The 23233-nt window shown below is 68.1% G+C and carries 22 protein-coding genes and 1 pseudogene; 14 read left to right on the top strand and 9 right to left on the bottom strand.

What is annotated here, in order from left to right; all coding sequences use genetic code 11:
* The first annotated feature begins 93 nt into the window (after positions 1–93).
* From cyoA to ACQY76_RS11650, 5 genes and pseudogenes are all read left to right on the top strand, one after another.
* The gene (gene cyoA / locus ACQY76_RS11670; protein WP_428028906.1) at positions 94–1299 is read left to right on the top strand and encodes a ubiquinol oxidase subunit II; all 1206 of its coding nucleotides are present in this window, start codon (positions 94–96) and stop codon (positions 1297–1299) included.
* Positions 1300–1307: 8 nt separating this feature from the next.
* Positions 1308–3328, top strand: a pseudogene (gene cyoB, locus ACQY76_RS11665) (cytochrome o ubiquinol oxidase subunit I).
* A gap of 8 nt (positions 3329–3336) precedes the next feature.
* A complete protein-coding gene (gene cyoC, locus ACQY76_RS11660; RefSeq protein ID WP_428028905.1) occupies positions 3337–3963 on the top strand; it encodes a cytochrome o ubiquinol oxidase subunit III in 627 nt (208 codons plus the stop codon).
* Complete coding sequence (gene cyoD / locus ACQY76_RS11655; protein WP_428028904.1) at positions 3960–4352, top strand: cytochrome o ubiquinol oxidase subunit IV; 393 nt, start codon at positions 3960–3962, stop codon at positions 4350–4352. The genes cyoC and cyoD overlap by 4 nt, the downstream gene beginning before the upstream one ends.
* A 15-nt stretch (positions 4353–4367) precedes the next feature.
* Positions 4368–5084, top strand: a complete 717-nt coding sequence (locus tag ACQY76_RS11650; RefSeq protein WP_428028903.1) for an SURF1 family protein — start codon at positions 4368–4370, stop codon at positions 5082–5084.
* Here the strand turns inward: ACQY76_RS11650 and ACQY76_RS11645 are convergent.
* From ACQY76_RS11645 to ACQY76_RS11625, 5 genes are all read right to left on the bottom strand, one after another.
* The gene (locus tag ACQY76_RS11645; RefSeq protein WP_428028902.1) at positions 5081–5791 is read right to left on the bottom strand and encodes an enoyl-CoA hydratase/isomerase family protein; all 711 of its coding nucleotides are present in this window, start codon (positions 5789–5791) and stop codon (positions 5081–5083) included. The genes ACQY76_RS11650 and ACQY76_RS11645 overlap by 4 nt on opposite strands.
* A complete protein-coding gene (locus tag ACQY76_RS11640) occupies positions 5791–6996 on the bottom strand; it encodes a CaiB/BaiF CoA transferase family protein (RefSeq protein ID WP_428028901.1) in 1206 nt (401 codons plus the stop codon). The genes ACQY76_RS11645 and ACQY76_RS11640 overlap by 1 nt, the downstream gene beginning before the upstream one ends.
* Positions 6993–7511, bottom strand: a complete 519-nt coding sequence (locus tag ACQY76_RS11635) for a flavin reductase family protein (RefSeq protein ID WP_428028900.1) — start codon at positions 7509–7511, stop codon at positions 6993–6995. The genes ACQY76_RS11640 and ACQY76_RS11635 overlap by 4 nt, the downstream gene beginning before the upstream one ends.
* 23 nt (positions 7512–7534) lie before the next feature.
* Positions 7535–8701, bottom strand: a complete 1167-nt coding sequence (locus ACQY76_RS11630) for an LLM class flavin-dependent oxidoreductase (protein ID WP_428028899.1) — start codon at positions 8699–8701, stop codon at positions 7535–7537.
* A 217-nt stretch (positions 8702–8918) separates the two neighbouring features.
* Entirely contained in the window at positions 8919–10298 is a 1380-nt protein-coding gene (locus tag ACQY76_RS11625; protein ID WP_428028898.1) for an MFS transporter, read from the bottom strand.
* 291 nt (positions 10299–10589) lie between these two features.
* On the opposite strand from ACQY76_RS11625, the gene ACQY76_RS11620 reads away from it, so the two are divergent.
* Complete coding sequence (locus ACQY76_RS11620; RefSeq protein WP_428028897.1) at positions 10590–11504, top strand: LysR family transcriptional regulator; 915 nt, start codon at positions 10590–10592, stop codon at positions 11502–11504.
* Positions 11505–11561: 57 nt separating this feature from the next.
* On the opposite strand, the gene ACQY76_RS11615 is transcribed toward ACQY76_RS11620, so the two are convergent.
* The 4 genes from ACQY76_RS11615 to ACQY76_RS11600 are packed head-to-tail and all read right to left on the bottom strand — an operon-like array spanning position 11562 to position 14770.
* Positions 11562–12521, bottom strand: a complete 960-nt coding sequence (locus ACQY76_RS11615) for a sulfonate ABC transporter substrate-binding protein (protein ID WP_428028896.1) — start codon at positions 12519–12521, stop codon at positions 11562–11564.
* 14 nt (positions 12522–12535) lie between these two features.
* The gene (locus ACQY76_RS11610; protein WP_428028895.1) at positions 12536–13321 is read right to left on the bottom strand and encodes an ATP-binding cassette domain-containing protein; all 786 of its coding nucleotides are present in this window, start codon (positions 13319–13321) and stop codon (positions 12536–12538) included.
* Positions 13322–13335: 14 nt separating this feature from the next.
* Positions 13336–14190, bottom strand: a complete 855-nt coding sequence (locus tag ACQY76_RS11605; protein ID WP_428028894.1) for an ABC transporter permease subunit — start codon at positions 14188–14190, stop codon at positions 13336–13338.
* 1 nt (position 14191) lies between these two features.
* Complete coding sequence (locus ACQY76_RS11600; protein WP_428028893.1) at positions 14192–14770, bottom strand: NAD(P)H-dependent oxidoreductase; 579 nt, start codon at positions 14768–14770, stop codon at positions 14192–14194.
* Positions 14771–14886: 116 nt separating this feature from the next.
* Here ACQY76_RS11600 and ACQY76_RS11595 point away from each other — a divergent pair, with 116 nt between their 5' ends.
* The 8 genes from ACQY76_RS11595 to ACQY76_RS11560 all read left to right on the top strand — a co-directional run bounded on the left by ACQY76_RS11595 (position 14887) and on the right by ACQY76_RS11560 (position 23195).
* Positions 14887–15894: an aliphatic sulfonate ABC transporter substrate-binding protein gene (locus tag ACQY76_RS11595; RefSeq protein WP_428028892.1), complete on the top strand. Its 1008-nt coding sequence runs from the start codon at positions 14887–14889 to the stop codon at positions 15892–15894.
* A gap of 1 nt (position 15895) precedes the next feature.
* Positions 15896–16759: an ABC transporter permease gene (locus ACQY76_RS11590; RefSeq protein WP_428028891.1), complete on the top strand. Its 864-nt coding sequence runs from the start codon at positions 15896–15898 to the stop codon at positions 16757–16759.
* A 3-nt stretch (positions 16760–16762) separates the two neighbouring features.
* A complete protein-coding gene (locus ACQY76_RS11585; protein WP_428028890.1) occupies positions 16763–17521 on the top strand; it encodes an ABC transporter ATP-binding protein in 759 nt (252 codons plus the stop codon).
* A gap of 8 nt (positions 17522–17529) precedes the next feature.
* On the top strand, positions 17530–18708 hold the full coding sequence (gene ssuD, locus ACQY76_RS11580) for an FMNH2-dependent alkanesulfonate monooxygenase (protein WP_428028889.1): 1179 nt from the start codon (positions 17530–17532) through the stop codon (positions 18706–18708).
* 2 nt (positions 18709–18710) lie between these two features.
* Positions 18711–20147 carry an FAD/NAD(P)-binding protein gene (locus ACQY76_RS11575; RefSeq protein ID WP_428028888.1) on the top strand — a complete coding sequence of 479 codons (1437 nt, stop codon included), beginning with the start codon at positions 18711–18713 and terminating at the stop codon, positions 20145–20147.
* Between the two features lie 245 nt (positions 20148–20392).
* Positions 20393–21397, top strand: coding sequence for a taurine ABC transporter substrate-binding protein (gene tauA / locus ACQY76_RS11570; RefSeq protein WP_428028887.1), 1005 nt, complete (start codon positions 20393–20395; stop codon positions 21395–21397).
* Between the two features lie 122 nt (positions 21398–21519).
* The gene (locus tag ACQY76_RS11565) at positions 21520–22299 is read left to right on the top strand and encodes a taurine ABC transporter ATP-binding protein (RefSeq protein WP_428032994.1); all 780 of its coding nucleotides are present in this window, start codon (positions 21520–21522) and stop codon (positions 22297–22299) included.
* A complete protein-coding gene (locus tag ACQY76_RS11560) occupies positions 22296–23195 on the top strand; it encodes an ABC transporter permease subunit (RefSeq protein ID WP_428028886.1) in 900 nt (299 codons plus the stop codon). Before ACQY76_RS11565 ends, ACQY76_RS11560 begins: the two co-directional genes overlap by 4 nt.
* Positions 23196–23233: the final 38 nt, after the last annotated feature.

Here is a 23233-nt window from a genome sequence, read left to right as displayed (position 1 = left end):
GGCATGCGACACTTCGACATCGCACTTATCGCTTGATATTAGAATTGCTGCGATGCAGCTATTGGCTTCAGGATCGTGACATCGCGAGTGTACATGACGTTACGTCGCTTTAGCCTCATCGCACTGCTGCCGCTCGCATTGACTCTTGGCGGCTGCAACTTCGTCGTGCTCGGCCCGACGGGCGATATCGCTGCGCAGCAGCGCGATCTCCTGCTGGTGTCGACCCTGCTGATGCTGCTCATCATCCTGCCGGTGATGGGGCTCACCATCTACTTCGCCTGGAAGTATCGCGCGTCCAACACCGCGGCCACCTACACGCCCGACTGGAGCCACTCCACCCAGATGGAGCTGATCATCTGGTCGGCACCGCTCCTGATCATCATCTGCCTCGGCGCGCTCACCTGGATGGGCACGCATCTGCTCGATCCCTACCGCCCGCTCGACCGCCTCTCGGCCGAGGAACCCGTGCCCGCCGGCGTCACGCCGCTCGATGTCGAGGTGGTGGCGCTCGACTGGAAGTGGCTGTTCATCTACCCCGAGCAGGGCATCGCCACGGTGAACGACCTCGCCGCCCCGGTCGGCCGGCCGATCCGCTTCCGTATCACCGCCTCCTCGGTGATGAACGCGTTCTACGTGCCGACCCTGGCCGGCATGATCTACGCCATGCCGAGCATGCGGACGGAACTTCACGCCGTGGCCAACGCGCCCGTCGATTCCCGCGGCTTCTCGTCGAACTACAGCGGCGCCGGCTTTTCGCAGATGTTCTTCCGTTTCCGCGCCCTGCCGGACGCCGACTTCCAGAGCTGGGTGAGCGAGGCCAAGGCCGCCGACGCGCCGCTGACCCGCGCCACCTATCTCGACCTGGAACAGCCCAGCCAGAACGTTCCGGTGCGCCGCTTCTCGAGCATCGACGGCACGTTGTTCGACGCAATCCTCAACCTGTGCGTCGAACCTGGCAAGATGTGCATGAGCGACATGATGGCGATCGACGCCAAGGGCGGTCTCGGCATGGACAGCGTGAGCAACGTGCTGCCGCTGACCTATGACAAGCATGCCCGTCGCGGCACGGTGTTCGGCGGCGCGGCGAGCTATGTCGTCGGCATCTGCACGCCGGAGGAACTCTCCACCGCGCTGACCCTTTCCGCCGCTGCGCCGGCGGCGCGCTCGCCCGATCCGGTGCACGGCGCCGGGCTGGCCTTCCCGGCGCTGACGCCGCCCTTCGCCGCTTCGCCCCTCGCCCCGATCAGCCTGCCGTCGAGCGAGGCCCTTGCGGGCCCGCGCCGGCCTTCCAACTCCTGACGGCCCCCATGAACGAGTCACCGATCATCGAGCCCAGCTTCCTTCTGGGTCGGTTCACCCTCGAGGCGATCCCCTATCACGAGCCGATCCTGGTCGGGACGTTCATCGTCGTCGCCCTCGGAGGCATCGCGGTGCTGGGTGCCCTCACCTATTTCCGCCTGTGGGGCTATCTCTGGCGCGAGTGGTTCACCAGCGTCGACCACAAGAAGATCGGCATCATGTACATGGTGCTGGGCATCATCATGCTGCTGCGCGGCTTTGCCGATGCGGTGATGATGCGCGCCCAGCAGGTGTGGGCGTTCGGCGGGTCCGAAGGCTATTTGCCGCCGCACCATTACGACCAGATCTTCACCGCCCATGGCGTGATCATGATCTTCTTCGTGGCCATGCCGCTGGTCACCGGGCTGATGAACTTCGTGGTGCCGCTGCAGATCGGCGCGCGCGACGTCTCGTTCCCCTTCCTCAACAATTTCTCGTTCTGGATGACGGTGTCGGGCGCCGTCATGGTGATGAGCTCGCTCTTCGTCGGCGAGTTCGCCAAGACCGGCTGGCTGGCCTACCCCCCGCTCTCGGGCATCGGCTACAGCCCCTATGTCGGCGTGGACTATTACATCTGGGCGCTGCAGATCGCCGGCGTCGGCACCTTGCTGTCCGGCGTCAACCTCATCTGCACCATCGTGAAGATGCGCGCGCCCGGCATGACGATGATGAAGATGCCGGTCTTCACCTGGACGGCGCTGTGCACCAACGTGCTGATCGTCGCCGCCTTCCCGGTGCTGACGGCAGTGCTGGCCCTGCTCGCCGCCGACCGCTATCTCGGCTTCAACTTCTTCACGAACGACTTCGGCGGCAACCCGATGATGTACGTGAACCTGATCTGGATCTGGGGCCACCCGGAGGTCTACATCCTCATCCTGCCGGCCTTCGGCATCTTCTCCGAGGTCACCTCGACCTTCGCCGGCAAGCGGCTTTTCGGCTATACCTCGATGGTCTACGCCACCGTGGTCATCACCATCCTGTCCTACCTCGTATGGCTGCACCATTTCTTCACGATGGGCTCGGGCGCCAGCGTCAACTCGTTCTTCGGCATCACGACGATGATCATCTCGATCCCCACGGGAGCGAAGATGTTCAACTGGCTGTTCACGATGTATCGCGGCCGCATCCGCTTCGAGCTGCCGATGATGTACACGCTCGCCTTCATGCTCACCTTCGTCATCGGCGGCATGACCGGCGTGCTGCTGGCGGTGCCGCCGGCCGATTTCGTGCTGCACAATTCTCTGTTCCTGGTCGCCCATTTCCACAATGTGATCATCGGCGGCGTGGTATTCGGCATGTTCGCCGGCATCGCCTTCTGGTGGCCCAAGGCCTTCGGCTTCAAGCTCGACCTGTTCTGGGGCAAGCTCTCCTTCTGGTTCTGGGTGATCGGCTTCTACGTCGCCTTCATGCCGCTCTACGTGCTGGGGCTGATGGGCGTGACGCGGCGGCTGCGGGTGTTCGACGACCCCTCGCTGCATATCTGGTTCATCATCGCCGCCTTCGGCGCCTTCCTCATCGCCTGCGGCATCGCCTGCTTCCTGATCCAGATCGGCGTCAGCATCGCGCGGCGCGAGCAGTTGCGCGACACCACGGGCGACCCGTGGAATGCGCGCACGCTGGAATGGGCGACCTCGTCGCCGCCGCCGGCCTATAATTTCGCCTTCACCCCGGTCGTGCACGACCTCGACGCGTGGTGGACATGAAGCAGCGCGGCCATACGCGCCCGCTCACCGGCTTCAAGGCAATCCACATGCCGCGCAATTCCGGCGCCGGGCCGGTGCTGGCGGGGCTCGCCTTCGTGCTCGGCTTCGCGCTCATCTGGTACATCTGGTGGCTGGCGGCGCTGGCCTTTGTCGGGCTGATCGGCACCGCCATCGCCCACACCTTCAATTACAGCCGGGATTTCGACATCCCCGCCGATGAGGTGACCCGCACCGAGGACGCCCGCACCGCCGCGCTGGCGCACGGCGCCGCTGAGGTGACGGCATGAGCGCCGCCATGACCACTGCCGCATCCGCTGCCGACGAGGCCCCGGTCTTCTACGAGATCGACGAGCACCCGCACCCGGAAGGCCACAGCACCCCGCTGGGGTTCTGGATCTACCTGATGAGCGATTGCCTCATCTTCGCGGTGCTGTTCGCCGTCTATGGCGTGCTCGGCACCAGCTATGCCGCCGGCCCCGGCCCGCGCGAGCTGTTCGACCTGAACCTCGTCGCGCTCAACACCTCGATGCTGCTGTTCTCCTCCATCACCTATGGCTTTGCCATGCTGGCGATGGTGAAGGACCAGAAGGGCGCCACCCTCGCCTGGCTGGCCATTACCGGCCTGTTCGGCCTCGCCTTTCTCGGCATCGAGATCTACGAGTTCCACCACCTGATCAGCGAGGGCGCCACGCCGCAGCGCAGCGCCTTCCTGTCCTCCTTCTTCGCGCTGGTCGGCACCCATGGACTGCACGTCACCTTCGGCACCATCTGGCTGGTGACGCTTATGGTGCAGGTGACCCAGCGCGGGCTCGTCGTCGCCAACCGGCGCCGGCTGATGTGCCTGTCCATGTTCTGGCACTTTCTCGACGTGGTCTGGATCGGCGTCTTCACCTTCGTCTACCTGATGGGAGTGCTGCGATGAGCGCGCACGACACCGCCGCCGCGCACGCGCCGGACGACCATGGCGCGCATGATTCCGGCGAGGCACATGGCTCGCTGCGCGGCTATCTCACCGGCTTCATCCTGTCGGTCATCCTCACCGCCATTCCGTTCTGGCTGGTGATGAGCGGCGCGCTGGGCAGCGCCACCGCCACGGCCTTCGCCATCATGGGCTTCGCCATGGTCCAGATCGTGGTGCACATGATCTACTTCCTGCACATGAACTTCCGCTCGGAAGGCGGCTGGTCGCTACTGGCGTTGGGCTTCACGCTGATCCTGGTGGTGATCACGCTGTCGGGCTCGCTGTGGGTGATGTACCACCTCAACACCAACATGATGCCCGGCATGCACGAGATGCGGCGCATGCCATAGGCCGGCGGTCGGGGGATGCCAGTGGTCGAGACGCGGCGGCAGGGGGCTTGGATCGCGCTGCTCGCCCTCTGCACGGTCTTCGCCGTGCTGTTCGCTGGCCTCGGCGCCTGGCAGGTGAAACGGCTCGCCTGGAAGCTCGACCTGATGGCGCGGGTCGAGGCCGGCATCCACGCCGCTCCGGTGGACGCTCCGGCGCCGGGGGACGTCTCGCCGGAGGACGAATACCGGCGCGTCGCCCTTCAGGGCCGGTTCATCAACGAGCGCGAGACGCTGGTGCAGGCTGTCACCGAACTTGGCGGCGGCTTCTGGGTGCTCACCCCCTTCGCGACGACGCGCGGCTTCACCGTGCTGGTCAATCGCGGTTTCGTGCCGCCGGACAACCGTGCCCCCGCCAGCCGCGCGGACGGGCAGATCGAGGGCGAGACGACATTGGTCGGCCTTCTCCGCCTCTCCGAGCCGGGCGGCGGCTTTTTACGCCGCAACGATCCCGCCACTGACCGCTGGTTCTCGCGCGATGTCGCCGCGATCGCGCAGGCGCGGCATCTCGACAACGCCGCCTCCTATTTCGTCGACGCGGACGACACGCCCGTCCCCGGCGGCCTGCCGGTCGGCGGGCTGACCGTGGTGCGGTTCTCCAACAACCACCTCGTCTATGCGCTCACCTGGTTCGCGCTCGCGCTGATGTGCGTGGGCGCTGGCATACGTGCATGGCGAGGCGGGCGGCGGGCCTAATGCTGCCCACGATAGCGCGCGATCCGCGCGTGCAGCCCGGCGGGGGCGAGCGAGCGCACCAGTTCGGCAAGGTCCTCGTCGCCGCTGTCGGTGCCGGTCAGCCGCAGGAGACGCGCGGCGGCGCCCGGCGGCAGCCCGTCATGCGCGGCAAGCAGCCGTTCGGCCGTTGCGGGCAATTCCTCGGGCTCGACAATATGGGTCAGCAGCCCCACCCGCAGCGCCTCGGGCGCGTCAAGGGTACGGTTCTCCAGCAGGATCGCGCGGGCCATGTCGGTGCCGACGAGCGCGGCCAGCCGGCGGGTGCCCAGCGCGACGCCGAAGCGGAAACCGGGAAAGCGGAACTTCGCCTTCGCCGTGCCAAGCCGGTAGGTGCAGGCGGCGACGAGATCGGCCCCGGCACCGAAGGCCGCGCCGTCGACCAGAGCAAGCGACACCACTGGCGCCGTGCTTACCGCCTGCAGCAGCAGTTCGATCTGGGCGAAGCGCAGCAGCAGGTCTCCCTCGCTCTGTGTCTCGACGCCGGTGAAATCGAAGCCGCCGCAGAAGACCCGCCCCTCGGCGCGAAAGGCGAAGGGGGCATTCTCCGCGGCGGCGGCGGCGACGCCGGCCGCCAAGGTGGCGACGCTGGCTGGATCGAGCGCATTCGCCTTGTCCGGCCGGGCGAGAGTGAGCAGGCGCAGCGCCTCGGCAGGGGATGAGCCGGCCATCACACCGCCCTCACCGGGCGCGCCGCGCCCCATTCCCGGTACACCTCGTCATTGTGCTCGCCCAGTTGCGGCGGGGGCCGCTCGATCTCGAATTCATAACCGGTGAAGGCGACGGGGAAGCCCACCGTGTCGGCCATCGCGCCATTGGGCATCGCCATGGGCTGCACCCAGCCCATTTCCCGCACATGCGGGTCGGCGAGAATGGCGGCGAAATCATTGATCGGGGCGCAGGGCACGCCCTTCGCATCGAATTCGGACAGCCATTCCGCCGCCGGCCGCGTCGCGAAGATCGGCTGGAGAATGGCGGTCAGTTCCGCCTGGTTGCGGGCCCGCAGCGATTGCGTGGTGAAGCGCGGGTCGTCCGGCAGATCGGGACGGCCGACAATGGCGCAGGTGTCGCGCCACAACTTGTCATTGCCCGCCGCGATGGTGAAAGGCGCGTCGGCGGCGTCAAAGCCCGCATAGGGCGCGTTGCGCGGATGCGCCGAGCCGAGCCGGCGCGGCGCCTCGCCGGTGCCGAAGTACTCGCTCGTTTGCAGGGCGGAGATGCCGAGCAGCGCGCCGAGGATCGAGCAGTCGATATGCGCCCCCTGCCCGGTGGCGCGTGCCCGCATCACCGCAGCGAGGATGACATAGGCGGCATAGAGCCCGGTGACGAAATCGCCGACCGGCACCCCGCATTTGACCGGCGGCCCGTCCGGCTCGCCCGTGACGCTCATCACCCCGCTCATCGCCTGTACCGTGACGTCGAAGGCGCCCTTCTGCGCATACGGCCCGTTCTGGCCGTAGCCGGTGATCGAGCAATAGACGAGGCGCGGGTTGCGCGCCTTCAGGTCGTCATAGGAAAGGCCGGCACGCGCCAGCGCCCCGGGGCGGAAATTCTCGACGAACACGTCGGCATTCTCGACCAACTCGTACAGGCGCGCGACATCCGACTTGTTCTTGATGTCGAGCGCCACCGAGCGCTTGTTACGGTTGAGCGAGGAGAAATTGCCGCTGAACGCCGCTTCGGGCCCGTCCGGTGCCGTGTGCAGTGGCGGCCAGCCGCGCATGCCGTCGCCCCCGTCGGGACGTTCGACCTTGACGACGTCGGCGCCGAGATCGGCGAGCAGGCAGCCGGTGAAGGGGCCGGCCGCGATCTGCGCGAATTCAAGCACGCGCAGCCCGGCGAGCGGCTTGGCCAGCAGGGTGTCGGGGTTGTTCACGCGACCATCCTTTCACGTTCCAGCGCGGCATAGGTGCCGCGATGATAAAGCAGCGGCTCGCCGCCGAAGACATGCACATGGTCCACCGCACCGATGATGATGGTGTGGTCGCCGCCCCGGCAGATCTCCGAGACGGAGCATTCCGCCGCCGCGACCACGCCCTCGATCAGCGGGCTGCCCCGGTGACCGCGCCGATGGTCGATCTCGGCGAACTTGTCGTCCTGCTTCGAGGCGAAGAGGCGCGATATCTCGGTCTGCTCGCGGGCGAGAAAATGCAGCCCGAAATGCCCGCTGGCGATCAGCGCTCCCAGCGTGTTGGAGCGGTGATCGAGGCAAATCAGGAACAGCGGCGGGGTCAGCGACAGCGAGGTCACCGCATTGATGGTGACCCCATGCAGCGGACCATCGGGATGGGCGGTGGTGACGACGGCGACACCGGTGGGAAAATGGCCGGCGAAGGTGCGCAGTTCGCCCGGGGAGAGCGCCGGCGCCGGCGTGGCAGGGGGGTGCGACATGGAAGCCTCCAGGAAAGCGGTGCTCAGGCGGCAGCGGCGAGCGGGATGTCGAGGCGAAGCCCGGCCTCGCGCATCAAGGGCAGCACGCGTGCGCCGAAGAATTCAAGGTCGGGAATGAAGTCGTAGAAATTGACCTGGACACCGTCGCAGCCGGCCTGCTTCAGCCGCTGGAAGCCTTCCACCACCTGGGCGGGGGTGCCGACGATGTGGACATTGCCGCCAATGGTCCATTGCTCCCGGGTGGCCGCCTTCCACGACGACTGATCGCCGCCGACGAAGGTTCGGTAGAAGTTTTCCGCCGCGACCGGGTCCTGATGGCGCAGGATCGCCTCGTACTGCGCCCAGGCCTCGGCCTCGGTCTCGCGGCAGATCACGTGCGGGTTGATGAGGGTGCGCACGTCGCGCCCCTGTTCGGCGGCGGCGTTCTTGATGGCGGCGTTGTGCGCCGGCAGCGCCTCGCAGGCGCGGTCGAGATGGGCGCCGGCCGGGCTGGTGACGAAGATCAGGTCGGAATGCTTGACCGCATAGGCCAGCCCCGCGCCGGAAGAGGAGGCGTTGACCAGCAGGCATTTGTTGCCCGCCGGCTTTGGCGCGACGAAGGCGCCCTTGGTCTTCCAGAAGCGGCCATCGACGGTGATGTTCTCGTCCTCCGACCATAGCCGCTTCATCAGCGTCACGAACTCATCCGCCATGACATAGCGGTGATCGTGCTCGATCGGGTCGAGCCCGAACATCTCGAACTCGCTCGGCTTGTAGCCGGTGACCATGTTGAGGCCCCAGCGGCCGCCGCTCATCTCCGACAGCGTGGCGCCGAACTTCGCCAGCTGCAGCGGGTGCCAGCCATAGAGAATGTGCACCGTGGAGACGAGGAGGATGCGCCGGGTCAGCGCGGCGAGGCCGGCGGTGACCAACAGCGGGTCGGTCGCCATTTCGCGGAACTTCATCTCGCCGCCATAACCGCCCTTCCCCATCCACTGGGCGAGGCCGAACACCAGATCGAAGCCCAGCCTTTCGGCCATGAGGGTGCAGCGGGCGTTGTAGTCGAAGGTCCACGAGGTGCCGCGCGGGGCCGTTGACGGGCTCCACGCGCCCGACTGGATCGGCAGGAATAGCCCGAGCATGAGCGGCTGGCGCCTGGCGGCCTCGAGCGGCGAAAGTCGGGAGGCGTTGTCCGACAGCGTGTCCAACATGCGTCTCTCTCCCCTTTTTGACGGAGTGTCGGGATCGTTCATCGGGTGCCGGACCAGAAGTGCTTGCCGGAAACCGCATCCCTGAAACGATAAGGTGCAAGTAAATCGATTGAAAACGATAGTTTTCGATGAGATTTATTCGATATAATCGATACAGGCAGAGAAAGCGGGCGAGGAGCAGTGTTGTACGCTCCTCGTCCGAAGGCCCGCGCGAGGATCAGGCGGAGGGGGAGGCGACGCGTGGCGCGAGGGACGTCCCCTCCTCTCGCACCCAGCCTTCATTGGTGGCGTAGTCGTCCTGCGAGCGGTCGCGCAGGAACAGTGCCGACACGAAGCTGATCGCGGCGATGACGGCGATATAGGTGCTGATCGCCGTCGACGTTCCATAGGTGTGCAGCAGGAAGGCGGCGATCATCGGCGCGGGACCGCCCGAGGTAATCGACGCCAGCTGGTAGCCGATCGACGCACCGGAATAGCGCACGCTCGGCGGGAAGCTCTCGGCGATGAAGGCGGCCTGCGGGGCGTACTGCATGTCGTGGATCGGCAGGGAGAGCAGGATCGCCAGCACCACGAGGAAGGGGATCTGCGTGTCCAGCATCCAGAAGTACGGGAAGGCGAAGGCCAGCATGGCGAAGGCGCCGATCAGGTACATCCGCTTGCGGCCGATCCGGTCCGAGAGATAGCCGAAGAACGGCGTGGTGAAGAGCGAGAGCGCCGCCGCCGCCAGCACGCAGTTGAACAGGAACGACCGGTCCAGCCCCAGATTCTTCGTGCCGTAGGACAGCAGGAAGGTGGTGAACAGCACGAAGGGCGCCTGCTGTCCGGTGCGGATCAGGCAGGTGAGCAGGATCTGCCGCCAGTAGCCGCGCACCGCCTCAAGCACCGGCGTACGGGAGATCTGCTTCTTCTCCTGCATCTGCTGGAAGACCGGCGTTTCCAGCACGCCGAGGCGGATATAGAGGCCCACGACGATCAGCAGCGCGCTGATGAGGAAGGGGATGCGCCAGCCGATGCTCTCGAACCATTCCGGCGTGCCGACCCAGGACGTGATGGTTAACGCCGCCACGGCGAGCAGCATGCCGAGAGGCGAGCCGAATTGCGGCCAGGAGGCCGCCAGGCCGCGCCGCTTGTTGAACTTCGACCATTCCGTCGCCACCGCGATGGCGCCGCCCCACTCGCCGCCGACGCCGATGCCCTGCAGCATGCGCAGCACGGTGAGCGCCACGGCGCCCCAGATGCCGATCTTGTCATAGGTCGGCACCAGACCGATGAGCACGGTGCTCACGCCCATCAGCAACAGGGTGGCCACCAGCGTGCCCTTGCGGCCGATGCGGTCGCCGAAATGGCCGAAGATGATCGCGCCGATGGGGCGGGCGGCAAAGCCGAGGAAGAAGGTGGAAAACGCCAGCAGCGTCGCCGCATACGGATCCTGCATCGGGAAGAAGAGCTTTCCGAAGACCAGCGCGGCAACGAGGCCGTAGAGATAGAAATCATACCATTCGATCATCGTGCCGACGGTCGAGGCGATAACGGCGCGGCGCGCATGGCGCGCGGAATCGACGTCGCTCAACGGCGACGTCCTCAGCTGCGAGGCCATCTGTTTCTCCCAAAGCGCCCCTTAGCGGAGCGTGTTTCTCGTCCCCAGGCACGCTCGCGGCGTCGGCTTTCTGCCGTTACCGGACCATAGGCCGGCGATGACGCTGTGTCCGCCTTGGCGTGCGCGAACACGGCGCCTCGCACTGTCGGCGAGCGCGTTTTGTCTTGTTGTTATCTAGACGAGGTGCCCTGCACCCCCTCCAAATACAGCCTAGGCGCGGGATATTTTTATTGAAAGCGATTGATTTCGATCAATACTGTACGGGAATATCGATGATAGGGGCGCCATTCCATGAATTTCCGCCAGCTGGAGACGTTCATCGAGATCGTGCGCCTGGGAAGTTTCGCGGCGGCGGCGAGCAAACTTCACGCGACGCAATCCACCATTTCGGCCCGCATCCAGGAACTGGAGAGCGACCTCGGCGTCGTGCTGTTCGACCGCAGCCAGCGCAAGGCAACGGTGACCGCCAAGGGCCGGGAACTGGTGGGCTATGCCGAGCGCGCGCTGCAGCTGCATGACGAGATCCGCCAGCAGATCGCGCCGCGCCAGTCGCTGTCGGGCACCGTGCGGGTGGGCGTGGCCGAGCTCGTCGCCATGACCTGGCTGCCGCAGCTGGCGGCGACGGTGCATGAGCGCTACCCCAATATCAGCCTCGAACTCGATATCTCGCTGACCGCGCCACTGCGCGCGCGCCTGCTGTCGGGCGAACTCGACATCGTGTTCATTCCCGGCGATGCGTTCGACCCCTCGCTGGTGTCGCATCCGCTGGGCTCCGTCGCCTTTCGCTGGATGGCGGGCGCCGAGCATGTGCTGCCCGGCCGCCCGCTTGTGCCGGCCGATTTCGCCGATCTGCGCATTCTCTCGCTGGGCGAGAACTCCATCCACTACCAGACCATCTCGTCCTGGATCGAGGAGAGCCGCTCCGTGCAGCGCCCGGATCTGTGCAACAGCATGACGGTGCTCTCGACGCTGACGGCGGCGAATGTCGGGGTCAGCCTGCTGCCGCCCTGCTGCTACGGCAAGGAGATCGCGGACGGAAAGCTGCGCGTGCTGGCGGCCGATCCCGAGCCGGCGCCCGTGCCGTTCTCCTGCGTCTACAAAAGGCGCCGGCTGGCCACGCTGCAGGAGATCATCTCGGAAACCGCGATGGAGATCAGCTCCTTCCCGGCCGCCGCGCCATTGCCGGTGCTCGAAGCGGCCCGATGAAAGCCGCCGCCATCGCGGCGGCAGCCCCGACTCATCGGCAAGACACGCGCCCGTTGCTCACAGGCCGCCGCGCAGCACGGCGTCGGCCACCACGATCTTCTTCGGCAGCAGGCCGAGGCCGAAGAAGGTGTCGGCCACCAATTGCTGATCGGCGATCACGGTGTCGGTAAGCGGCGCCACGCCGAAGCTCTGGCGGGCGACGGCGATGGAGAGAATGGGCGCGGGGATGCCCGTCGACGGAGCGAGTTCGGCCACGGCGGCGGCGGGGTCGCGCTGGATCCAGTCATCGGTCTCGCGAATCGCCTCGATCAGCTGGCCGATCACCTTCGGCTGCGCATCGGCGAAGCTCCGCGCCCCGAGATAGAACTGGTAGTTCGGCACGATGCCCTCGGCCGTGGTGAGGGTGCGGGCCTTGACCGAATATTCGGCGGCGGCCTGGAAGGGGTCCCAGATGGCCCAGGCGTCAATGGCACCCTTCTCGAAGGCGGCGCGGGCATCGGCGGGCGGCAGGAACTTCAAGGTCACGTCGGTATAGGCGAGACCGGCCTTCTCCAGCGCCTTCACCAGCAGGAAATGCACGTTCGAGCCCTTGTTGAGGCCGATCGTGCGGCCCTTCAGCTCCTGCACCGACCGGATCGGGCTGTCCTGCGGCACGAGGATGGCCTCGCCCTTCGGCGCCGGCGGTTCATTGGCAAGATAGACGAGATTGTCGCTCGCCGCCTGGGCGAAGATCGGCGGCGCCTCGCCGGTCTGGCCGATGTCGATGGCGCCGGCGTTGAGCGCTTCCAGCATTTGCGGGCCGGCGGCGAATTCCGCCCATTTCACCGACACCCCCAGCGGCTCCAGCTTCTTCTCCAGAATGCCGCGCCCCTTCAGCAGCACCAGCGTGCCGTATTTCTGGAAGCCGACGCGGACTTCCCCGCCCGCGGCATGGGCCGTGCGCAGCGCGGGGGTGGACAAGGTAGCGGCGAGACCGGCGGCACCGGCCAGAAGGGAACGACGGGTCAGGCGGGTCATGGGTTTTCCTTGGCTCAGGAGCCGGCAAACAAATGGGAGAGAAGGCGCTCTTCCAGCGCCGCGAGTTCGGCCGAGCCGCGCCGGCGTGGGCGCGGCAGCGGCACGTCGAGATCGAAAGCGATGCGGCCCCGGTCGATGAGGATCACCCGGTCGGCCAGGGCGAGCGCTTCGGCGACATCGTGGGTGACGAGGATGGCGGTGACGCGCTGCTCCAGCCAGATGCGCTCGATCAACCCCTGCATCTCGATCCGCGTCAACGCATCGAGCGCGCCGAGCGGCTCGTCCAGCGCCAGCAGGCGCGGATGCGAGGCGAGCGCGCGGGCCAGCGCCACGCGCTGCTTCTGGCCGCCGGACAGCACGGCCGGCCATTCCCCCGCGCGATCGGCTAGGCCGACCTCGCCGAGTATGGCTCGGGCCAAAGGCGCGCGCTCGGCGGCCGCCGTGCGGGCGGGAAGGCCGACCTCGACATTGGCGCCCACGCGCTGCCAGGGCAGCAGGCGCGGCTCCTGGAACATGAGCCGGATCGCCTCGCGGTCGGCGTCTCCCTCAAAGGCGATCTCGCCGCTGCTCGGCGCGTCGAGGCCGCCGAGCAGGCGCAGCAAGGTGGATTTGCCGCAGCCGCTCTTGCCGATGACGGCGACGAACTGGCCGGCGGGGATGGTGAGGTCGAGCCGTTCCAGCACCTGCTTGTCGCCGAAATGGCGGGAGAGATGCGCGACCCGCACGCCAAGACCATGCGGCGGGGCCTCGCGTGCTGGGGCACCGACAGGGGCGGGGGATGTAGCAAGGGCGGCGGCCATGATGTCGCTCTCCCTCACGTCTTCGGGGTGTGGAAGGCGGGGTGCCATTGCAGGCACAGATGCTCCAGCGCGGCGGTCAGCACATCCGCCAGCTTGCCGAGCAGCGCGTAGATCAGGATCGCCAGCACCACGACATCGACCAGCAGGAACTCGCGCGCCTGCATCGCCATGTAGCCGAGCCCCGACGAGGCGGCGATCGTCTCGGCGACGATCAGCGTCAGCCACATGATGCCGAGGGCAAAGCGCAGCCCGACGAAGATGGACGGCAGCGCGCCGGGCAGGATCACCCGCCGGAACAGCGCGAGCGGCCCCATGCCGTAGACTTGGCCCATCTCGATGAGCTGCGGATCGACCGTGCGCACGCCGTGCAGCGTGTTGATGTAGATCGGGAAGAACACGCCGAGGGCGACCAGGAACAGCTTCGCCTCCTCGTCGATGCCGAACCACAGGATGACCAGCGGGATCAGGGCGAGATGCGGCACGTTGCGCACCATCTGCAGCGTCGTGTCGGTGTAGCGGCGCGACAGGTCCGACAGGCCGTTGGCAATGCCGAACACCAGCCCGAACAGCCCGCCGACCACCAGGCCGCTCAGCGCCCGCAGCGTGCTGACCCCCATATGGTGCACCAGCTCGCCCGAGCGGAGCGCCTGCCAGCCGGCCTCGGCGATAGCGGACGGCGCCGGCAGCACGTTGGGCGCGATGGCACCCCAGCGCGACAGCGCTTCCCACGCCACGACCAGCAGGGCCGGCAGGATCCAGCCGGCGACCCGCGCCTCCAGCCGGGCGACGGCGGAGCGGCCCCCGCCCGCCGCCGGCCGGGCGCCGCCGCGCCGGATGGCGAAGCGTGTGCTGCGTTCCACGAGCGACATGTCAGGCCGCCCTTTCGACGGTGGCCCGAAGGTAGCGCCGGCTGCCCAGCGCGTGGACGGCCTCATCCACCAGCCGGTCGAAACGCACGGCGGACGGGCCGGCGGCGACCGCGCCATTGGCGAAGTCCCGCTCGGTGAAAAACGCGCCGGTGCCGAGCGGCTGCGCCTGGAAAAACGCGAAGAGCGGCCGCAGCTGATGCTCGATCACCAGCGCGTGGCGCTCGCTGCCGCCGGTGGCCAGCAGGGCGACGGGCAGGCCGACGAGGCCGCCATAGTCGAGGAAGTCGACGAAATGCTTGAAGAGCCCGGAATAGGAGCCCTTGTAGACGGGCGACCCGACAATGAGGAGGTCCGCCTCCTCCACCGCCCGCAGCGCGGCTTCCACCGCGTCGCCCGCCGGCCGGCTGCGCAGGGCGCCGATACCCTCCAGCGCCGCGATATCGATCAACTGCGTGTCGTTGGCGAGACCGCCGGCGGCGGCCTGCGCGCTGATGCGCCCCAGCGCCAGCTCGACCAGCGACAAGGTGCGCGAGGGGGAGGACAGTCCTCCGCTCAACCCGGTGATCTTGAGTGTGCTCATTTCAGCTCCTTCGGCGCTGAGCCCGCCTTTCGGCCGAGGCCGATGCGGCAAATAGCTCTTGCATGGATTGGGATAGTTATCTATCGAAAATGTATACCATGCAATGAGGCCTTTCCATGCCCCTGTCTTTCACCCGTCGCCGCCTGCTTGCCGGCCCCGCTTTCGCCGGCCTTGCCGTCGCCGGGCTCGCCATCGCCGGCACCCTGGCGGCAATGGCGCCCGTGCTGGCTGCGCCGCCGGCGGAGATCCGCGTCGACTGGGCGACCTACAGCCCGGTGTCGATCGTGCTCAAGGACAAGAAGTTCCTGGAGGAAGCCTTCGCCAAGGACGGCATCTCGGTGCGCTGGGTGCAGTCGGCGGGGTCCAACAAGGCGCTGGAATTTCTCAATGCCGGCTCGCTCGATTTCGGCTCGACGGCCGGCGCGGCGGCGTTGATCGGCCGGGCCAACGGCAACCCGATCAAGTCCGTCTATGTCTATTCGCGCCCGGAATGGACGGCGCTGGTCACCCGCAAGGACAGCGGCATCACCAAGGTCGCCGATCTCAAAGGCAAGAGCGTCGCCGTCACGCGCGGCACCGACCCGCACATCTTCCTCATCCGCGCGCTGGCGGCGAACGGGCTGACCGACAAGGATGTGCGCTTCGTGCTGCTGCAGCATGCCGATGGCCGGCTTGCGCTCACCCGCGGCGATGTCGACGCCTGGGCCGGGCTCGACCCGATCATGGCTTCGGCGGAGCTGGAGGACGGCGCGGTGCTGTTCTTCCGCGATCCCGCCGCCAATAGCTGGGGCGTGCTGAATGTGCGCGAGGCCTTCGCGCAGGAGAACCCCGAGATCGTCACCCGCGTGCTCGCCGCCTATGAGAAGGCGCGCCGATGGGCGGTCGAAAACCCTGCGGAACTCGCCACGCTCTTGCAGTCGGCCACCAAGCTGCCGGCCCCGGTGATTGCGCGCCAGCTGGAGCGCACCGACCTGACTTTCGGCCCGATCGGCGACGCGCAGAAGCAGACCATCGTCGCTTCCGGCAAGGCGCTGCAGGCGGCCGGGGTTATCGCGGCGGATGTGGATGTGCCGGGCACGGTCGACCTACTGATCGATTCCCGCTACCTGCCGCCGGGGCCGTGAGATGAGCGCCGCCGAGAGCCTCGTCGAGACGCGCGCCGCCCGGCCCGGCCATCGCCGGCGCGCGGCGTGGGCGGGCGGACATCTGCGGGGCTGGCACAGTGCGCTGCTCGGCCTTGCCGTACCGCTGGGCGCCGCGCTGCTGTGGGAGCTGGCCGTTCGCAGCGGCCTCAGCCAGGGTCGGCTGATGCCCGCGCCCAGCACCATCCTGCTGACGCTCGCCGATCTCGCCGGCCATAGCGATCTCGACCTTCACATCCGCGCCACGCTGGCCCGGGTGGCGGCCGGCTTTGCGCTCGGCGTCGCCGCCGGCACGCTGCTCGGCGCACTGGCGGGCGCCTCAAGCCTCGCCCGCGCGCTCATTGACCCGACGCTGCAGGGGCTGCGCGCCATTCCTTCCATCGCCTGGGTGCCGCTGTTCATCCTGTGGCTCGGCATTTTCGAGGCGTCGAAGGTCACGCTGATCGCGGTCGGCGTCGCCTTTCCGGTCTATCTCGGCACGCTCGGGGCGATCCTGTCGGTGGACCGCAAGATCATCGAGGTCGGGCGCAGCTTCCGCCTCACCCCGCTGCAACTCACCCGCCGCATCCTGCTGCCGGCGGTGCTCCCGCATTACATCGTGGCGCTGCGTTCGGGCCTCGGCCTTGGCTGGATGTTCGTCGTCGCCGCCGAGTTCATGGGCGCCTCGGAGGGGCTGGGCTATTTGCTGGTCGATGGCCAGCAACTCGGCAAGCCGGCGCAGATCGTCGCCACGATCGTCATCTTCGCCGTGCTGGGCAAGCTCACCGACGCCCTGCTGGTGGCGGCCAGCGCACCCCTGCTGCGCTGGGAAGATACCGCCCCGCGCGAAGCGGCGGCGGGAGGCTGAACCATGCTGCGCCTCGAGACCCTCGGAAAGACCTTTTCCACCGGCATGCAGGCGCTGGCGCATGTGACGCTGAGCGTGCGCCCGGCGGAGATCCTCGCCGTGGTCGGTGGCTCGGGCTGCGGCAAGAGCACGCTGTTGCGGCTCATCGCCGGGCTCGACCAGCCGAGCACCGGCCGGATCGACCTCGACGGCGAGGCCATCACGGCGCCGCATCCCGCCATCGGCATCGTCTTTCAGGAACCGCGCCTGCTCGCCTGGCTCACCGTGGCGCAGAATATCGGCTTCGGCATCGCCCATCTGCCGCGCGCCGAGCGGGAGGCACGAGTTGCGAGCGCGCTGGAGCGTATCGGGCTGGCCGGGCATGGGGACCGCTGGCCGCGCCAGCTTTCCGGCGGGCAGGCGCAGCGCGTGGCGCTGGCGCGGGCGCTGGTTGCCCGCCCGCGCGTGCTGCTGCTGGATGAGCCCTTTTCGGCGCTTGACGCCTTCACCCGCGCCGATCTGCAGGACCACCTGCTCAGCCTCTGGGCCGAGGCCCGTCCCACCCTCGTGCTGGTCACCCATGACATAGACGAGGCGCTGCTGCTGGCCGACCGCGTCGTCGTCATGCAGTCGCATCCCGGGCGGGTGGCCGCTCTGCTCAGCGTGGAACTCGACCGGCCGCGCGCGCCCGGCACCAACGATTTTGAAGCCCTCAAACGCCAGATCCTGAACGTCCTCGGTCCGGGCCGCCGCCATGCGGCCGTGCCGGCCGCTGCAGAATAGGAAAGACCATGTCTCACACCGGCTCCTCCAATGACGGCCTGAACGTCCTCTGGTTCCTGCCCACCCATGGCGACGGCCGCTATCTCGGCACCAGCCTCGGCGCGCGCGAGACGGATATCGACTATCTCCGCCAGGTGGCGCAGGCCGCCGACCGGCTGGGCTATTACGGCGTGCTCATTCCCACGGGAAAGAGCTGCGAGGATTCCTGGCTGGTCGCCTCGGCGCTGGCCCCGGCCACCAAGCGCCTGCGCTATCTCGTGGCGGTGCGGCCGGGCCTCGCCTCCCCCACCCTCTATGCCCGGATGACGGCGACGCTGGACCGCATCTCCGACGGGCGCCTGCTCATCAACGTCGTCACCGGCGGCGACCCGGTGGAGAATGCCGGCGACGGCATCTTCCTCAATCACGATGAGCGCTATGAGGTGACGGACGAGTTCCTCACCGTCTATCGCCGCCTGCTGGCCGGCGAGCACGTCACCTATTTCGGCAAGCACATCAAGGTGGAGGACGCGCACCTGCTGTTCCCGCCGCAGCAGGCGGACGGCCCGGCGCTGTATTTCGGCGGCTCGTCGGAGGCGGCCAACAAGGTGGCCGCCGAGCATGTCGACAAATACCTCACGTGGGGCGAGCCGCCGGCCGCCGTCGAGGCGAAGATCAAGCAGGTCCGTGCCCTTGCCGAGGCCGAGGGCCGCAAGGTGAGCTTCGGCATCCGCCTGCATGTCATCGCCCGCGAGACCGATGCCAAGGCGTGGGAGGCGGCGGACGAGCTGATCGGCCATCTCGACGACTCTACCATCGCGGCGGCGCAGAAGGTGTTTTCCCGCCTCGATTCGGTCGGCCAGTCGCGCATGCAGGCGCTGCATGGCGGGCGGCGTGATAAGCTCGAAGTCAGCCCGAATCTGTGGGCCGGCGTCGGGCTGGTGCGCGGCGGGGCCGGCACCGCTCTGGTCGGCTCGGGCGAAACGGTGGCGGCGCGCATGCAGGAATATGCCGATCTCGGCATCGACAGCTTCATCCTCTCCGGCTACCCGCACCTCGAAGAGGCGTATCGGGTGGCGGAGCTGGTGCTGCCGCGCCTCAAGCTCAACCACGGCATCGCGCAGGCCAGCGGCAAGGTGAACACCGGGCCCTTCGGCGAGACCATCGCCAATGATTACCGCCCGGCCGTGCGCGCTTCCGCCTCATGAGCATGGCGCAGGCCCCGGACATCCATGTGCCGGTGGCGATCATCGGCGGCGGCTTTTCCGGCGCCGCCGTCGCCTGGCACCTGTTGCGGCTGCGGCCGGAGCTTGCGCGCGTCGCCGTCATAGAGCCGCGCACTGAAGTGGGGCGCGGCCTCGCCTATTCCGCCGCCGATTCCAGCCACCGCATCAACGTGCCGGCGACGCGCATGTCGCTCAATCCCAACCAGCCGACGCATTTCAACGACTGGCTGGAGGCGTCCAGCGCGCTCGACGCCGACCCGGCGGCGCGGATGGAGGACGGGCGCAACTTCCCCGCCCGCTCGGTGTTCGGCGCTTACGTGGCTGAGCAACTGGCCGCGCTCGGCCCGCGCGTGACGCATGTGCAGGCCGCCGCCGAGTCGGTGGAAGCGAGAGAGGGTGGCTACCGCATCCATGTCGCGGATGGCTCGATCGTCGAGGCCCGCCTCGTGGTGCTGGCGGTGGCGCATGCGCCCCCAAGCCCGCCTTCTGCCCTCGCCCGCGCGCTGGCCGGCCATCCCCGCTTCGTGCCCGATCCGTGGCAAGCCGGCGCGCTTGAAGCCGTTCGGCCCGATGACCGCGTGCTGATCGTCGGCACCGGGCTGACCATGGCGGATATCGTGGCGAGCCTGGAGCGGCTCGGTCATCGCGGCGGCATCGTCGCGCTGTCGCGCCGGGGCCTGCGCTCGCGGGGCCATCCGGCCGAGGCGCATGATCCCGCGGGTGACTTCGCGACAGTGCCGGCCCGCACGGCGGGCGACCTCGTGCGCCGCATCCGTGCGGCGGTGGCGCAGGCCGAACAGGCGGGCAAGAGCTGGCATTGCGTGCTCGACCAGGTGCGGCTGCAGGGCAGCGCCATCTGGAACGCGCTGCCGCCGCAGGAGCGCGCCCGGCTGCTGCGCCATCTGCGCCCGTTCTGGGATGTGCACCGCTTCCGCATCGCCCCGCAGGTGGAAGCGGTGCTGGACCGGCGGATCGCGGCGGGCACGCTCAGCTTGCGCGCCGCCTCGCTGCGCGAGGTGGAGCGCCGCGACGACGCCGTCCGCGTCACCTTTAGCGAGCGCCGCACGGGGCGGGTGACGCAGGAGGCGTTCGACGCTGTTATCACCGCCACCGGGCCGGCGCATGGGCGGGTCTTCGCGGATAATCCCGTGCTGGCGTCGCTGGAGCGCGCCGGCCTCGCCCGCCCCGATCCTCTGCTGCTCGGCATCGAGGTGACGGCCGACGGGCGCGCCATCGGCAGGCAGGGCGTGCCGACGCTCGGGCTCTATGTCGCCGGCCCGCTGGCACGCGGCACGGTGGGCGAGCTGATGGGCCTGCCTGACGTGACCAACTACGCCATCCGCATCGCCGAACAGGTGGCGGCCCGGCTGGACGATGCCGAGAATGTGGATGGCGCGCCAAGGCGTTACGCCTCCGCATGAGGCCGGAAATAATAATCTACTCGTTAAATAGATTTCTATTGACGCGAACCGCCCGCTCTGGTCAGATGATCTTGCCGACGTTGCCGCTGCGCCTTCCGCCAGCCCGCCAGCGTCCCGCTACGGGGGCACATTCATGACCTGGACCTGTCGACGCCGCTGATCGCGGCCCTCCAGCTTCACCCTAGATTTCAACGGCCGACACGCGGGCGCCGCGCGCCCCGACGGCCCGTCTATGGACCTTACCGATGACCCGCTTTTCCCGCCGCGGCCTTCTCGCCGCCACCGCCGCGCTCGGCCTTTTTCTCGCCGGTCCCGCTTTCGCAACCGACCTCACCATCGGCTACCAGACCGGCGCCGACCCGGCCAAGGTCGCGCAGGCCAATGGCAGCTATGAGAAGGCCACCAAGGCCAGCATCGACTGGCGCAAATTCGACAGCGGTGCCGACGTGATCGCCGCCATCGCCTCCGGCGCCATCCAGATCGGCTATGTCGGCTCGTCCCCGCTTGCCGCCGCCGCCAGCCGCGAGGTTCCGATCGAGACCATCTACATCGCCGCCCTGCTGGGCGAGGCCGAGGCGCTGGTGGTGCGCAACGGCGCCGGCATCGGGAAGCCCGAGGACTTCAAGGGCAAGAAGGTGGCCGTGCCCTTCGTCTCCACCACGCATTATTCGCTGCTGGCGGCGCTGAAGCATTGGGGCGTCGATGCCAAGAGCGTCGAGATCCTGAATTTGCGCCCGCCGGAGATCGCTGCCGCCTTCACCCGTGGCGACATCGACGCCGCCTATGTCTGGGACCCGGCGCTGGGCAAGATCAAGGAAACCGGCACCGTCTTCGCCTCCTCGGCAGACGTCGCCAAATGGGGCGCGCCGACCTTCGACGCCTGGATCGTGCGCAAGGACTATGCGCAGGCGCATCCCGATATCGTCGCCGAATTCGTCAAGGTGACGGCCGACGCCTATGCCGACTACGCGAAGAACGGTGCCTCCTGGACCGCCGCCTCGCCGCAGGTCGCCGCCATCGCCAAGCTCACCGGCGCCAAGCCGGAAGAGATTCCCGAACTGCTGAAGGGCAACAAATTCCCCGTTCTGGCCGACCAACTCTCCGAAGGCCTGCTCGGCGGCGGCTCGGTCGAGGCCATCGTCGCCACGGCGAAATTCCTCAAGGAGCAGGGCCGCATCGAGGCCGTGCTCGCCGATTACGGCCCCTATGTCAGCCGCGCCCCGGCCGAGCAGGCGGCCAAGCTGAACTGAGCCTTTTCCCCTCCGATCTCCGGTTCCCGAGCGCTGCGACGATGTGAGAGACGCAGTGTAACTTGGCCCGGCCTCCCCCAGGGGATGCCGGGCCTTTTTCTCTTCTCCCGATGGGGTGGATGATGAAGCTCACGATCTCCCGGCTCGCCATGCGCTTCCCTGCCCCGGACGGCGGCGAAACGACCGTTCTCGACGACATCTCGCTCGCCATCGAGCCCGGTGCCCTGGTCGTGCTGCTCGGTGCCTCCGGCTGCGGCAAGTCAACCTTGCTCAACGCCGTCGCCGGCTTCATGCCGCCGACCGAAGGCGAGATCTGGGTCGATCACCGCCGAGTGACCGGGCCGGGCATTGATCGCGGCGTGGTGCTGCAGACCGACGCGCTGTTTCCCTGGCTCAACGCCCGCGACAATGTCGGCTTCGGTTTGAAGCTGCGGGGGATCGCAAGGCCGGAGCGCGAGGCCCGCGCCGAGGAAGCGCTCGGGCTCGTCGGGCTCGCCGGCAAGGGCGACCACTCGACATGGCAGCTTTCCGGCGGCCAGCGCCAGCGCGTCAGCCTCGCCCGCGCGCTCGTCGCCGATCCGGAAATCCTCCTGATGGACGAACCGCTCGGCGCGCTCGACGCGATGACGCGCGAGCAGATGCAGGACCTCGTGCTCGATGTGTGGAAGCGCACGGGCAAGACCATCCTCTTTGTCACCCATGGCCTCGACGAGGCACTCTATCTCGGCACGCGGCTGGTGGTGCTGGCGGGAAAGCCGGGCCGCGTCGTCCGCGACGAGCCGCTCACCTTCGGCCGCCGCGCCCTCGAGGAGGGGCTCGGCAGCAAGGTGAAATCCCTGCCCGACTTCGCCGCCGCGCGCGAGCAGCTGCGTGACGTGATCTTCGCGGGAGCCGCCCTATGAGCCTCATCACCGCCTTGCCGGTCGCCGACATCGCGCTGCCGCTGATCGTGCCGGCGGAAGGCTTTCCCTTCGACGCAGAGCCGCGCCCGCGCGCCCCGGCCGGGCCGGCGGCGCATCGCGCCCGACGGCGCCTTCCTTTGCGCGTCTGGGTATCGCTCGCCACCCTTGCCGGCTTTCTCGCCCTGTGGTGGGCGGTGACGGCCTTTGGCGCCGTGCCGGCGCTGTTCCTCCCCTCGCCGCAGACGGTCGCCACCCGCCTCTCGCGCCTGGTGACCGAAGGCTTCGTCGATGCGACGCTGGCGCAGCATCTGGCGGCCAGCCTGTTCCGCGTCTTCGCCGCGCTGGCGGCGGCGCTGGTCATCGGCGTTCCGGCCGGCTTCGCCATCGGGCTGTCGACGGTCGGGCGCGGCATTCTCGATCCCATCGTCGAGTTCCTGCGGCCGATTCCTCCGCTCGCCTATCTGCCGCTGGTGATCATCTGGGCCGGCATCGGCGAGACGGCGAAGGTGCTGGTGATCGCGCTTGCCATGCTGCCGCCGATCATCATCGCCACCGCGAGCGGCGCGCGCGGGGTAGATGGCAGCCGGCTGAATGTCGCGCGGGCGCTGGGCGCCACACGGGCGCAGCTGCTGCGGCTGGTGGTGCTGCCCTCGGCGCTGCCCTCCATTCTCACCGGCACCCGCATCGCGCTGGGCGCCGGCTGGTCGACGCTGGTGGCGGCCGAGCTGGTGGCGGCGACGCGCGGCGTCGGCTTCATGATCCAGTCCGCCGCCAATTTCCTCGCCACCGATGTGGTGGTGGCCGGCATCTTCGTCATTGCCGGCGTGGCCTTCGTGCTGGAATTCGCCATCCGCCTCATCGAGCGCGCGCTGGTCGGCTGGGCCGCCCACGCGTGACCCCGCCGCTTAATGGGGCGAAGGGCCGCGCGAGGGTG

This window comes from Ancylobacter sp., from assembly GCF_965279025.1.
Classification (GTDB): domain Bacteria; phylum Pseudomonadota; class Alphaproteobacteria; order Rhizobiales; family Xanthobacteraceae; genus Ancylobacter.
Note: the sequence above shows the minus strand (reverse complement) of the source record. Positions and strands in the feature narration are given on the sequence as shown.

What these genes read in the sequence shown, in the direction of transcription:
- cyoA (WP_428028906.1), top strand. Translation starts at nt 94, where the DNA reads ATGACGTTACGTCGCTTTAGCCTCATCGCACTGCTGCCGCTCGCATTG.
- cyoC (WP_428028905.1), top strand. Translation starts at nt 3,337, where the DNA reads ATGACCACTGCCGCATCCGCTGCCGACGAGGCCCCGGTCTTCTACGAG.
- cyoD (WP_428028904.1), top strand. Translation starts at nt 3,960, where the DNA reads ATGAGCGCGCACGACACCGCCGCCGCGCACGCGCCGGACGACCATGGC.
- ACQY76_RS11650 (WP_428028903.1), top strand. Translation starts at nt 4,368, where the DNA reads ATGCCAGTGGTCGAGACGCGGCGGCAGGGGGCTTGGATCGCGCTGCTC.
- ACQY76_RS11645 (WP_428028902.1), bottom strand. Translation starts at nt 5,791, where the DNA reads ATGGCCGGCTCATCCCCTGCCGAGGCGCTGCGCCTGCTCACTCTCGCC.
- ACQY76_RS11635 (WP_428028900.1), bottom strand. Translation starts at nt 7,511, where the DNA reads ATGTCGCACCCCCCTGCCACGCCGGCGCCGGCGCTCTCCCCGGGCGAA.
- ACQY76_RS11630 (WP_428028899.1), bottom strand. Translation starts at nt 8,701, where the DNA reads ATGTTGGACACGCTGTCGGACAACGCCTCCCGACTTTCGCCGCTCGAG.
- ACQY76_RS11625 (WP_428028898.1), bottom strand. Translation starts at nt 10,298, where the DNA reads ATGGCCTCGCAGCTGAGGACGTCGCCGTTGAGCGACGTCGATTCCGCG.
- ACQY76_RS11620 (WP_428028897.1), top strand. Translation starts at nt 10,590, where the DNA reads ATGAATTTCCGCCAGCTGGAGACGTTCATCGAGATCGTGCGCCTGGGA.
- ACQY76_RS11615 (WP_428028896.1), bottom strand. Translation starts at nt 12,521, where the DNA reads ATGACCCGCCTGACCCGTCGTTCCCTTCTGGCCGGTGCCGCCGGTCTC.
- ACQY76_RS11610 (WP_428028895.1), bottom strand. Translation starts at nt 13,321, where the DNA reads ATGGCCGCCGCCCTTGCTACATCCCCCGCCCCTGTCGGTGCCCCAGCA.
- ACQY76_RS11605 (WP_428028894.1), bottom strand. Translation starts at nt 14,190, where the DNA reads ATGTCGCTCGTGGAACGCAGCACACGCTTCGCCATCCGGCGCGGCGGC.
- ACQY76_RS11600 (WP_428028893.1), bottom strand. Translation starts at nt 14,770, where the DNA reads ATGAGCACACTCAAGATCACCGGGTTGAGCGGAGGACTGTCCTCCCCC.
- ACQY76_RS11595 (WP_428028892.1), top strand. Translation starts at nt 14,887, where the DNA reads ATGCCCCTGTCTTTCACCCGTCGCCGCCTGCTTGCCGGCCCCGCTTTC.
- ACQY76_RS11590 (WP_428028891.1), top strand. Translation starts at nt 15,896, where the DNA reads ATGAGCGCCGCCGAGAGCCTCGTCGAGACGCGCGCCGCCCGGCCCGGC.
- ACQY76_RS11585 (WP_428028890.1), top strand. Translation starts at nt 16,763, where the DNA reads ATGCTGCGCCTCGAGACCCTCGGAAAGACCTTTTCCACCGGCATGCAG.
- ssuD (WP_428028889.1), top strand. Translation starts at nt 17,530, where the DNA reads ATGTCTCACACCGGCTCCTCCAATGACGGCCTGAACGTCCTCTGGTTC.
- ACQY76_RS11575 (WP_428028888.1), top strand. Translation starts at nt 18,711, where the DNA reads ATGGCGCAGGCCCCGGACATCCATGTGCCGGTGGCGATCATCGGCGGC.
- tauA (WP_428028887.1), top strand. Translation starts at nt 20,393, where the DNA reads ATGACCCGCTTTTCCCGCCGCGGCCTTCTCGCCGCCACCGCCGCGCTC.
- ACQY76_RS11565 (WP_428032994.1), top strand. Translation starts at nt 21,520, where the DNA reads ATGAAGCTCACGATCTCCCGGCTCGCCATGCGCTTCCCTGCCCCGGAC.
- ACQY76_RS11560 (WP_428028886.1), top strand. Translation starts at nt 22,296, where the DNA reads ATGAGCCTCATCACCGCCTTGCCGGTCGCCGACATCGCGCTGCCGCTG.